At 29.3% G+C, this 11,828-nt stretch carries 14 protein-coding genes; 12 read left to right on the top strand and 2 right to left on the bottom strand.

Features of this window, described 5'->3' with window-relative positions; all coding sequences use genetic code 11:
• Positions 1–196 precede the first annotated feature (196 nt).
• From B2217_RS06235 to arfB, 3 genes are read left to right on the top strand one after another with little or no spacing between them, the layout of a single operon-like run.
• Entirely contained in the window at positions 197–1,150 is a 954-nt protein-coding gene (locus tag B2217_RS06235; protein ID WP_180904594.1) for an aldo/keto reductase, read from the top strand.
• A 16-nt stretch (positions 1,151–1,166) separates the two neighbouring features.
• Positions 1,167–2,333, top strand: coding sequence for an MFS transporter (locus tag B2217_RS06230; RefSeq protein WP_244957945.1), 1,167 nt, complete (start codon positions 1,167–1,169; stop codon positions 2,331–2,333).
• Positions 2,333–2,725 (top strand): alternative ribosome rescue aminoacyl-tRNA hydrolase ArfB, encoded by a 393-nt coding sequence (gene arfB / locus B2217_RS06225; protein ID WP_180904592.1) that lies wholly within the window; start codon positions 2,333–2,335, stop codon positions 2,723–2,725. Before B2217_RS06230 ends, arfB begins: the two co-directional genes overlap by 1 nt.
• 5 nt (positions 2,726–2,730) lie before the next feature.
• Here the strand turns inward: arfB and B2217_RS06220 are convergent, their stop codons facing one another.
• Positions 2,731–3,000: a DUF1294 domain-containing protein gene (locus tag B2217_RS06220; RefSeq protein ID WP_115000878.1), complete on the bottom strand. Its 270-nt coding sequence runs from the start codon at positions 2,998–3,000 to the stop codon at positions 2,731–2,733.
• 146 nt (positions 3,001–3,146) lie between these two features.
• On the opposite strand from B2217_RS06220, the gene B2217_RS06215 reads away from it, so the two are divergent.
• From B2217_RS06215 to B2217_RS06180, 8 genes are all read left to right on the top strand, one after another.
• On the top strand, positions 3,147–3,866 hold the full coding sequence (locus B2217_RS06215; protein WP_180904591.1) for a 3-ketoacyl-ACP reductase: 720 nt from the start codon (positions 3,147–3,149) through the stop codon (positions 3,864–3,866).
• 120 nt (positions 3,867–3,986) lie between these two features.
• The gene (locus B2217_RS06210) at positions 3,987–4,619 is read left to right on the top strand and encodes a hypothetical protein (protein WP_291122208.1); all 633 of its coding nucleotides are present in this window, start codon (positions 3,987–3,989) and stop codon (positions 4,617–4,619) included.
• A 9-nt stretch (positions 4,620–4,628) separates the two neighbouring features.
• A complete protein-coding gene (locus B2217_RS06205; protein WP_038331250.1) occupies positions 4,629–4,928 on the top strand; it encodes a winged helix-turn-helix domain-containing protein in 300 nt (99 codons plus the stop codon).
• Positions 4,929–4,993: 65 nt separating this feature from the next.
• Positions 4,994–6,397: a cell envelope integrity protein CreD gene (creD, locus tag B2217_RS06200; RefSeq protein ID WP_291122207.1), complete on the top strand. Its 1,404-nt coding sequence runs from the start codon at positions 4,994–4,996 to the stop codon at positions 6,395–6,397.
• Complete coding sequence (locus B2217_RS06195; protein ID WP_180904587.1) at positions 6,379–6,978, top strand: hypothetical protein; 600 nt, start codon at positions 6,379–6,381, stop codon at positions 6,976–6,978. Before creD ends, B2217_RS06195 begins: the two co-directional genes overlap by 19 nt.
• A gap of 12 nt (positions 6,979–6,990) precedes the next feature.
• Positions 6,991–7,191, top strand: coding sequence for a hypothetical protein (locus B2217_RS06190; protein ID WP_180904586.1), 201 nt, complete (start codon positions 6,991–6,993; stop codon positions 7,189–7,191).
• Between the two features lie 221 nt (positions 7,192–7,412).
• The gene (brnQ, locus tag B2217_RS06185; RefSeq protein WP_180904585.1) at positions 7,413–8,702 is read left to right on the top strand and encodes a branched-chain amino acid transport system II carrier protein; all 1,290 of its coding nucleotides are present in this window, start codon (positions 7,413–7,415) and stop codon (positions 8,700–8,702) included.
• A 273-nt stretch (positions 8,703–8,975) separates the two neighbouring features.
• Positions 8,976–9,314, top strand: coding sequence for a cysteine-rich CWC family protein (locus B2217_RS06180; RefSeq protein WP_180904584.1), 339 nt, complete (start codon positions 8,976–8,978; stop codon positions 9,312–9,314).
• A gap of 292 nt (positions 9,315–9,606) precedes the next feature.
• On the opposite strand, the gene B2217_RS06175 is transcribed toward B2217_RS06180, so the two are convergent.
• On the bottom strand, positions 9,607–10,377 hold the full coding sequence (locus B2217_RS06175) for a hypothetical protein (RefSeq protein WP_180904583.1): 771 nt from the start codon (positions 10,375–10,377) through the stop codon (positions 9,607–9,609).
• Between the two features lie 183 nt (positions 10,378–10,560).
• On the opposite strand from B2217_RS06175, the gene B2217_RS06170 reads away from it, so the two are divergent.
• Complete coding sequence (locus B2217_RS06170) at positions 10,561–11,682, top strand: redoxin domain-containing protein (RefSeq protein WP_280046227.1); 1,122 nt, start codon at positions 10,561–10,563, stop codon at positions 11,680–11,682.
• The last annotated feature ends 146 nt before the right edge of the window (positions 11,683–11,828 follow it).

The following is an 11,828-nucleotide window of genomic DNA, read 5'->3' as shown; positions in this document are numbered from 1 at the left end:
ATTTTAATGATAGATATTATTCAGTATATATATTTGCAGTATCGATTTCAAACTAAGTATTAAACTTTGATGCTTTGTTTTCTAAACCTATGAAGACACCATAAAGTATCTTAAAAGTTACATTTTTCGACGTGTGAGTCAAAAAATTTTACAACAAGAAGCTACTGCAAAGTAGCTTTTTTTTATCTTTATACCCATGAAAAATGTACAATTAGGAAATACAGATTTAGAGATAAAACCAATTTTTTTCGGAGGAAATGTTTTTGGTTGGACATTGAATGAAGAAGAATCTTTTCGAATTTTAGATGGATTTTTGGATAGAGGATTTAATGCGATAGACACTGCAAATAACTATTCGTATTGGATTGAAGGCAATGTCGGAACAGAATCTGAGAGAATTATTGGAAATTGGTTAAAATCGAGAGGAGTGAGAGATCAAATCGTTTTGGCAACGAAAGTTGGTGGACGAAATATGATTCAAGATAAGCCAAATACTACAAAAGCTCATATCTTAAAAGAAGTAGAAGAATCACTTATCCGTTTACAAACAGATTATATCGACTTGTATCAAACACATTATGATGATATAAATACACCTGTTGAAGAAACTTTATCGGCTTATAATCAATTGATAAAAGAAGGGAAAGTGAGATATATTGGTGCGTCTAATTTTTCTTCAGAACGATTGATTGAATCGTTGGATAAATCAGAACTTTACAATTTACCGCAATACAAAACTTTACAACCTGAATATAATTTGTATGATCGTCAGCATTTTGAAGAATTTTTGCAGCCTGTTGCAGAGAAATATAATTTAGCTGTTATTCCTTATTACAGTTTAGCGAGTGGTTTTTTATCAGGTAAATATAAAACTGAAGAAGATTTACAACAAAGTTTGCGCGGGCAAGGAATCAAAAAATATTTGAACGAAAGAGGATTTAAAATTTTGGACGCTTTACAAACTATTTCTACACGATATAATATTTCTTATTCGGCAGTTGCTTTGGCTTGGTTAATGGATCAGAAAACAGTTGTAGCTCCTATTGCGAGTGCAACTAAGGAACAACATCTTGATGCTTTTGTAGAAGCAGTAAATGTACAATTATCTCATGATGATGTGAAACTTTTGACCGAAGCAAGCGAATATTAGAATGGAAAATTTACAAATGAAACCCAGATTAACTCCAATCATTTTATGGATAATGATTATTGGAAGTGGTTTGGTTGTGGCGAATAATTATTACAATCAGCCCTTATTGTCATTAATTGCAAAAGACTTTAATGTTTCCGAAAGTAAAGTATCTAATATTGCAATGCTAACACAAATAGGTTATGCGTGTGGATTGTTATTTATTATTCCTTTAGGAGATTTATTGAAACGAAAACGAATGATTTTAATCGATTTTGTTTTTATAATTGCAGCTCTTTTGGGAATGTATTTCGCACCATCCGTAAGTTGGCTTTTTCCATTAAGTTTTCTAATCGGTTTCACCTCAGTTATTCCGCAAGTTTTTGTGCCAATGGCATCTGAATTAGCAGAACCTCAAAAAAAAGCACAAGCTGTCGGAATGGTTATGAGTGGTTTGCTTGTTGGTATTCTACTTTCTCGCGTTTTTAGTGGCTTTATTGGCGAATATTTAGGATGGCGAGAAGTTTATTTGATAGGTGCAATTTTAATGTTTGTACTATGGATATTCATCTATATATTTTTACCAGAAATACAGCCAAATTTCAAAGGAACTTATGGTAATTTGATGAAATCGATTGTAGATTTAGTAAAGACTCAACCACAATTAAGATTAGCTTCTTTTCGCGGAGCTACAGGTTTTGCAGCATTTAGTGCATTTTGGACAACATTGGTTTTTCACTTAGAAGAAGCACCTTTTTTTGTTGGAAGCGATGTCGCTGGAGCATTTGGATTAATTGGTGCAGTAGGAGCATTGGCAGCAGCGTTAGTTGGTAGAGTTTCAAAAGTTTTGTCGACCTCAAAAATTATCCTTTACTCCATCATCATTATGTTAATTTCTTGGGGATTTTTCTATGAATTTGGTTATACATATTGGGGATTAATTGTAGGCGTAATTTTAATCGATTTAGGTTTGCAAGCGATGCACGTTTCCAATCAAACCATTATTTTTGGATTAGATGCTAAAGCAGGAAATCGAGTGAATACGGTTTATATGACGAGCTATTTTATTGGTGGATCTTTAGGAACATTTATTGCTGCAAATGCATGGGATAAATTTCAGTGGAATGGAGTGGTTGCTGTTGGCGTATTTTTTACTTTAATTTGTTTGATTTCTCATATTTTATTCAATAAAAATAATAAGTGATGAAAGACTTTTCTTCTGAAATAACATATAAAACAGCACGAAGTAGTGGAGCTGGAGGACAAAATGTAAACAAAGTTGAAACAATGGTTTTAGCAAAATGGAATATTGAATCTTCTCTGTTTTTTTCGGAGGAAGAAAAAGCATTAATTACAGAAAAGCTAAAAAATAAGATTAATTCAGAAGGATTTCTACAAATCAATTCACAAGAATCTCGTTCTCAATTGGACAATAAAGAATCTGCAACAAAGAAAATGTTAGAATTGGTCGAAAAAGCATTGATTATTCCAAAGTTTAGAAAAAAGACTAAACCTACGAAAGCTTCTCAACAAAAAAGATTGAATCAAAAGAAACAACAAGCTGAGAAAAAAGATGCTCGTAGGTTTAAATTTTAGAACAATTAAATTCGATCAACTAAAAAAATTAATATACTACATTGTATTGCTATAATCATTACTATTTTAAAAATAAAAGACTTTTTTCTTGTTTTATGACGATAAATCTGCATTGACATAAGAGAACCTATTGTCCCGCCAATCAAAGTCACAAAACAAAGTGCTAACTCGGAAATACGCCTTTTACCAATAATTGAATTTTTTTTATCTATTTTGAATAAAAAAAAAGAGAGGACGTTGATAAGGAGTAGAGTAAAAAATAAATATTTATCCATTCAGTGTGTAATTAAGGAATAAAAATACTTATAATTAAGTAGATAAAAAATATTTTCACTAGAAATCTATGTTGTTTATCTTTGTACTTCAAAATTATAAAAAATCTTCAAAAAATAAATTGTAAAATTCTAATTATAAAATAATTATGCAAGATTTAAAAGGAAAAAATGCATTAGTCACAGGAGGTAGTAGAGGTTTAGGAAAAGCTGTTGCTTTGGCATTGGCTAAAGAAGGTGTTAATGTAGCTGTGACAGGACGAAATACAAAAACATTAGAAGAAACTGTAGAAGAGATTAAAAGTTTTGGTGTAAAAGCGGATTATTCCATTTTTAATGTAGCCGAAAAAGTTGAAGTGAAAATGCAACTTGAGCGTTTAATTGAGAGTTTTGGAGCGTTTGATATTTTGATTAATAATGCTGGTATAGCGGCTTTCGGAAGTTTTTTGGAAATGCCAGAAAATGATTGGGAAGAGATTGTAAGAACAAATTTATTCGGACCATATTATGTTTCTAAAGCTGTAATTCCTTCGATGGTAGAATTAGGAAGCGGTGATATTATTAATGTTTCGTCTACGGCTGGATTAAAAGGAAACGCAGTTACTTCTGCTTATTCAGCATCAAAAGCGGGATTGATAGGTTTATCAGAATCGTTGATGTTCGAATTAAGAAAGAAAAACATTCGAGTTACGACCTTAACTCCAAGTACAATTGCATCTGAAATGTCAAAAGATGTATTGAAAATCACAGACGGAGATCCAGAAAAAGTGTTACAACCAGAGGATTTTGCTCAATTAATTGTCGATTTATTAAAACTAGATAAACGTGCAATGTTGGCATCAGCATCTTTGTGGTCTACAAATCCTTAAGAATAATTTGATTCATTATATTTTAAAATCCAATTTCATTTAGAAATTGGATTTTTTTTTGAAAAAATATTTTGTAGAATCATTTTTTATATTAACTTTGAATTACAAAGTACTTTTGATATGAGCACAAATAATCCTGTAGAAAGTTTAAACGAAATCAAATCGATGATGCAACGCACCTCAAAATTCACAAGCATTAGTGGATGGAGCGGTGTTTGGGTTGGAGTAGTGGGAATGATTTCTGCTTTTATCGCTTATGTTTTGATTTTACAAGATGCGCTTCAAGTAAATTACAGAGGAACATTGACGCCTATTTTAATGAAAAATTTAGAGATTAAATTATTCATTTTAGGAATTGTAACTTTAATAATTGCTTGTATTGGAGGTTTCTTTTTTATGACTAAAAAATCGGCAAAAGACGGCGTTAAATTTATAAATCCAGTTACAAAACGAATATTGCGTAAATTTCTTTTTGTTTTAATCGTTGGAGGATTAGTAAGTTTAATCTTTATCAATAATTTTAGTTTTGCTTATGTAGCTCCAGCAACGCTTTTGTTTTACGGCTTAGCTTTGTATACGGTAGAACGTGACACAATTGTAGAAATAAAATATTTGGCAATGTGTGAAATATTTTTAGGGTTATTGGCTTTCTATTTTATTTTCAATGGTTTATTGTTTTGGTTTATCGGTTTCGGGCTTTTACATCTAATTTTTGGGATTTGGATGGTACGAAAATATGATTACAAAGCTTAAATTTGCAACATGGATTTTAATCTTAATAAATTAAACAAAGTCTTTGATAATCGTATTCGTGTGGGAATTATGAGTGCTTTGGTCATGAATGAAGAAATTTCTTTTAAGGATTTGAAAGACTTTTTAGATTTGACTGATGGTAACTTGGCTTCGCACTTAAAAAACCTAGAAGAAAACGATTATATTACTGTACACAAAGGATTTATAGGTCGAAAAACGAATACAACTTATTCGATAACAGCACTTGGAAAACAAGCTTTTCAGGAGCATTTGAACTATCTTGAAAAATTAATAAAGAATATAAAATAATTTTTTTTGCATTTGAACTTTGAAAAACAAAGTACTTTTTAAAATAAATAATAAAATTCAAACTTATGGAAAACAATGATTTAAAAAATGAATATCAACCTGAAAATCAATCAGTTTATTCACAAAACAAAACAATGATAAAAGGATTTTTGGTATGTCTTTTAGTTTTAGGACTTTTAATTCCGATTCCGTTCATATTAAATTTAATTGAAGAACGACAAGGAAACAAGGAAAAAGTAATTACCGAAATTTCAGATAAATGGAGTGGGAAACAGACGATTTATGGTCCTTTTATCGAGGTTACTTACATGGAAAATGTAAATGATGGACAAGGAAAAGTTGTGAAGCAACAAGTGAAAAAGTATATTTCTGCTAATGATTTAAATATAAATGGAACGATTGATACGCAGTTAAAAAGTCGTAGTATTTATGAAGCAGTAGTTTACAATTCGAAACTGAATATCAATTCGAAATTTAAGAATTATAGCGAAATGCTTAATGAAGTGGAAGTAAGTGCAGAAAATGTAGTTTCGACTAAAATTGTTTTTGGAATCTCTGATTCTAAAGGATATGAGAACAAAGTAATTGTACAATCTAACAACAAAAATTATCCATTGAATATGGATAATATAACTTCTACAATTACTATTCAACCAGAAGTTAGAGTAGAAAATGGAGAATATTTGGAACAAGTGAGTACCACTAAAAAAGTGATGCCTGTGCAAATGATGTCTCAAAAAATAGATCCTTCTACATTCGATTTTAATCAAGTTTCAATCAATTTGGTGATGAAAGGTTCTCAAATGTTGAATATCATTCCATCTGCGATTAATACAAAAGTTGATTTGGCTACAAATTGGAAAGATTTGAAATATGATGGAAATTTTTTACCTAATTCTGATCCCGAAACGAAGAATGGAAAAACAAATGTAAAATGGTCTATTTATCAACAAAATCCTTTGCAAGGACAGATTTGGCAAGACGCTTCTAACTTTTCTGATTATAGTTTTGGCGTTAATTTCTTGCAGATGAACGATCATTATGACAAAACATATCGTTCGACAAAATATGCGATTCTGTTCATTGGATTAACATTTGTAGCATTTTTCTTTATCGAAAGCCGAAATAATTTCAACATTCACTTGGTACAATATGCGTTAGTTGGATTTGCAATCTGTGTCAATTTTGTGTTATTGTTATCGTTGTCAGAATATTTAGGATTTGATATTGCTTACTTTATTTCATCTGGTGCAACCATTTTATTGATAACATTTTTCGTTAATTCTCTCCTAAAATCATTTGGTTTAGCATTCAAAATTACATTAATGTTAATCTTATTATACACATTTATTTACAGTGTTTTACAACTCAAAGAACACGCGTTATTAGTAGGAAGTATAGGGTTGTTTATCATTGTTGCAATCTTAATGTACTATTCAAAAAACATCGAATGGAACAAAACAAAATAACATTTGCACACTTATTTTTAGGGATTTTTGTCATCGGTCTTGTACTGATGGCAATTTCCTTTACGGATATTGTGGTTAAAAATAATGATACAATTTTCAGCTTTTCTATTTTTATTTTAGAGCTTGTGATTTGCTTATTTGCAATGTCATTTTATTTGAAAATTGATAAGATTTCGGAGTTGTTTTTAGGAAAAATTTTCTCCAATTCTGGACAAATATTTGCTTGGACTAACATTACATGGCTTTGTATTTCAGCGGCTTTTGTTTTGGATGAAACAATTATTCGTGGATTTCATGATTTAAGTTTTTATTTGCCGTTTTTAGGTTATTTATTGTTTCTTTTAGTTATAGTCAATTTTTTTGCTGCAATATTCTACACTAATTTTGATGATGAAGAAACGATAGGTTTTAGTTATCTAAATTATTTTTCGATTTTTTTAGCGGTTGTTTTAATGCTATTTTTTAGTTTGATTATAATACTTTTCGCCGTTTTCGGATATCCTTCAATATCAATCTGTTTTATGATGTTTAATATTTATCTCATAAATATTATCGCAAAAATTTTAAAATTAAAAGCTTAATAATTTTCTATTATGAATGTTTACTTCGGAATTATCATCTTATTTATTTTAGTAACGAACATTGTATTTTTGATTATTATAGGTTACATTATTTATGGTGTTGTAAAAAAATATTTTAATAAGAAAACAGCTAATTATTCTATTATTTTTTATGTTTTAGCGATTGTTTATATTTCAATCAATCTATTTTACAAAGACGAATTGCCTCTTTAGATAAAATTTCAAATGAGTTGAGATTTGATGATATCGATGATTAAAACATTCATAATTTATGAAGTTTAAATTTTAATAAATATAAAAATTATTATTCAAAACTGTCAAATTTGTAAATAAGCAGTGTGTTTATCGAATAATTCTACTAAGTTTAGGGCTTCAAAATGCAATTGTAGTAATTTGCAAACCATTTTTTTAGAACAGTTAGAATTATTAAATATATGAAAAGTAAAAAGTTATCCAATATTTTAACGCTTGGATTTGCGTTGTTTGCAATGTTTTTTGGAGCAGGAAATCTTCTATTACCTCCATTAATTGGATTGGAAGTAGGCTCTCATTATTTTGTAGCAATGATTGCATTTGGATTAACTGGAATTTTATTGCCATTTACTGGAATTTTATCTGTTGTTTTTTCGGGTGATAATTTTAATGATTTAGGGCATCGTGTAAACAAACATTTGGCGGCTATTTTAGGTACAATTATTATGATTTGTATTGGACCGTTAATTGCGATTCCACGTACTGCGGCAACAACATTCGAAGTGGGATTAAAGCCATTTTTTCCAACATTAGATCCAATATGGGGATCATTAATTTTTTTCGTTATAACATTAGGTTTAGCGATTCGTCCATCAAAGGTTGTAGATGTTATCGGGAATTATTTAACTCCAGTTTTGTTGATTTTATTGGCATTGTTAATTATAATCGGAATTATACATCCAACTGCTGACTTTTTGCCTTCAGATTTAACGATGATGCAATCTTTTTCGAAAGGTTTTATAGAAGGTTATCAAACATTAGATGTTTTAGCTTCTGTTATATTTGCAGGAATTATTATTTCAGCTGCACGAGATAAAGGATATACAGATACCAAAAGTAAATCTCAAATTGTAATCATATCAGGATTATTGTCTACGACTTGTTTGTTATTTGTTTATGGTGGATTGATTTATTTGGGAGCTACTTCTGGAATCACAAATCCAGAAATTTCTCGTGCCGAATTATTAATAGAAATTTCTCGAAATACATTAGGGCAATATGGTTTAATTGCAATTGCTCTATGTATGGCGTTTGCTTGTCTTACCACTTCAATCGCATTAACATCAGCGGTAGGTACATTTTTCGGACGTTTAACAAACGGGAAAGTAAGCTACACTGTTTTAGTGGTTTTATGTACAATAATTTCGTTTGGTTTATCGATAAAAGGTGTAGACGAAATTATTAATTTTGCATATCCACCTTTGGCTTTCGTATATCCAATTACAATCACGTTAGTTATTTATATAGTGTTGTTTGGAAAAACAATTAAAAGTAAAACACCTTATATTTTTGCATTAATTGCGTCTACAATCATTGCAATTTTAGGATTATTAAAATTATTAGGAAAGTTAGATGAATCGACAATAGAAAATCTGAACAAAATTCCATTTTTCGAATACGATTTAGGTTGGATTGCTCCATCGATTATCGGTTTTGTGATTGGTTTACTGATTGATAGATTAAAAAAATAAAAATCCTCGGAAAATTATTCCGAGGATTTTAACCAATCAAAACTACTATAAAAACACTAATTGAATAATGATAATGTCTATCTTTTATTCTTTTACAAATTTCTTAAAGTTTTGACTTTAAATCAATTATTCTTAAATGATTTCTTTTATGTCTAGATAGAATTAATTTATAACTATTTATTTATGATGGTTATAGAGAATTTCAATGAGATGATTTAAGATAAGTTTATGAATTTTTCGTATTTTCAAAAATCAAATAAATAATCCGAAAAAATGATCGAAAATTGTTCGCGTTGTAACGAAACAATGGAGTGTAAGGTAGATGACATTGCGAATTGTGCTTGTACTACAATTGTTATAAAAGACGAAATAAAAGAGTTTTTAAAGAAGACGAATTACAAATGTTTGTGCAATTCTTGTATAGAAAAACTGAATTATTTTGTAGAACTAGATCAACAATATCCACATCCAACAATGCCTTCGGAATTTGTTCCTCATATACATTATTATATCGAAAACGGGTATTGGGTTTTTACAGAATTTTTCCATTATCAGAAAGGAAAATGTTGCAAAAATGGTTGCAGACATTGCGCTTATGGTTATAAGAAATAAAAAATGGTTCAACTTGCATTGAACCACTAACCAACCTAAAAATACTATAAAAAAAACTCTATTTGATTAAGGATATTCTTCTTCAGAAAATCAACTTCATTATCCTTAACAACTATGAATAAATTATTTATAGTACAAAGGTAGGTGAATTTCTTAATTTGATAAATAAATTAATATTTATTTTTTTATACTCAGATAGATAGGATTTATATTAATGTTAATAAAATATTAAATCTACCTATTTATGAGTATTCTATAAAAAATCAATACTATATTTTCGAATGTTGTAATTCTAAGAAAAATATTGCATTATTTTTTTTGAAATTGTTTCAGCAGTTTTTTTATCGTCAGTTTCTTCCAAAGTTGTGACATAATCCTCCAAGAAACTTTTGATTTCTTGTTGATTAGAACCTTCAAAATTAGCTAAATAATCTTCAAATTCGATATTACCTAAAACACGATCAAAATAAACTTTGGCTTCATCATATTTTTTCATGCTCACCAACAAAGGCGCAATGCTATGACTGATATAAAACTCGTTTACAGCAGCTTGTTCAGCATTTTCTTCTTTTTTGAAATGTGCAGAATTTAAGTAATTATTATAAGCTTCCACAGCTTTTTCATTTTCTCCTAAAACCTCGTAACAACGTGCTTTGAAGAATTTAATTTCGTAAAATTCGTCTTCATTCAGTTTATTGAAAAACGTAATACTTTCTTTCGGATTTGAATAAAATTTTCGGTATCCAATAATAAAATCCTCTACAAATTCTGTATCCGTCTGTTCGATCGCGAAATTCAATAAGTTTTGAGATTGCTCTTCTGTTAATTGTCCAATAAAAGCTTCCCAATAATTCACCAAAGTATTGAAATCATACGCCAAATCTTCCACAAAAATTTGTGCAGCAATTCGTAGAAATTTATCTCCCAATTGATTGATTATTTCATGGTCTTCATCAGAAAAATCAGTCGAATTATACAATAAGTTTTCGATAATTTCTGACGCTTTATCTTCTGAATAATTATTATTTAATTGTTTCAAAGCATTGCTAACATTGAATTCCATTTGTGTAATTTTTAAATTAAAATCAACGCAAAGATAACTGATTTACTGCGAAAAAGACTCGATAATTTCAAAAGTTAATCGTCAATTCTAATGAGAATTTAATGAATAGTTTTTTTGAGAAAGTAGAATTTTAGTTATCTTGTGGTAGTTTTTATATATTAGTTTATTTAAAATAAACATTTTATGTTACGAATCTATTCGATAGTGTTAATTATATGCGGTTTTTGTTTTACAAAAGCTCAAAATTTGAATGTTGGTGCTCAGTTTCCGATTAATAAAATTGAAAGTATCAATCAATCTTCAAACTTGAAAATTATTGTATTTACGCCAAGTTTATACAAAACGAATCCGTATGCGAGCATGATGACAACTTCGCTGAATTATTATTTTGTAAAGAATTTGGCATTTTCGTCTCAAAATTCTCCAAAAATTGATGTGATTTATATTGTAAATGAAGATGATAAATGGAGTAAAGAACCGCAACAAACGTTTGCTTTTAATGAAACGACCAACCAAAATAAGTTGGATGGAACGAAGGTGATTTATGATGAAACTGGAAAAGTTTACAATAAAATTGGTTTGAAACCTTTCAAGCAAAATTCAATATCGAGTATAATTCCTACGTCAAATTCTAACAATGTTTTAGTAGAAAGTTCGATTCTTTTTCTAGTGGATCAAAACAATAAAATTTTGATGCGAGATAATGATTATCGTGCGCAAGGCGAACATCTAAAACCTTTGGAAAGATTGATTAAAAGAACGTCTAAAATAGATAACATAGAAGTAAATATCACAGATAATAACACCTTAAAAGTAGGCGATAAAGCACCAGATTTTATGTTGAATGGCCCAAATTATAAGACTAATTCAACAGAGAAATTTTTGGATGATAAATCGACTTTTAAAGTTTTAACGTTTTATCCTGCGGCGTTTAGTGGACAAATTTTGCCTGATTTTACTTCGATTGATACAAAAGCTGCAATGACTTGTGCTGCTCAAATTCAATTAATCGATCATAATCCATTGTTGCAGAATGTAAAAAGTTACGCAGTTTCTAGTTCTACAAATCCGTTGTTAGAATTATGGAAATCAGCTTTGCGAACAAATAATATTACGTATTTGAATGATGAGAATTATGCAATTTCGTTGCTGTATAATTCTTATAATCGTTTAGGTTACAATAATAGAGCGACTTATGTGATTGATAAAAATGGAATTATTGTGTATGCGAATCCAGATTTGACGTTTGAAGATGAAGCAAAATTTCCAACTATTTTAGAAAAAATTATTCTGAATAATAAATAAATTATGAATCAAATTGTGTAATATCTTCAAATTTAGCCTCAATTAAATTTTTTAAATCTTCGGGATTTAGAATAATTTGTAAACCTCTTTTTCCTGCACTAATACAAATCTGATCTTGCAAAATTGCCAGTTCTTCTATATAAGTC

Source organism: Empedobacter sp. UBA7620, from assembly GCF_002484185.1.
In the GTDB taxonomy this organism is placed as follows: Bacteria; Bacteroidota; Bacteroidia; order Flavobacteriales; family Weeksellaceae; genus Empedobacter; species Empedobacter falsenii_C.
This window is presented reverse-complemented; position numbering and strand designations above follow the sequence as displayed.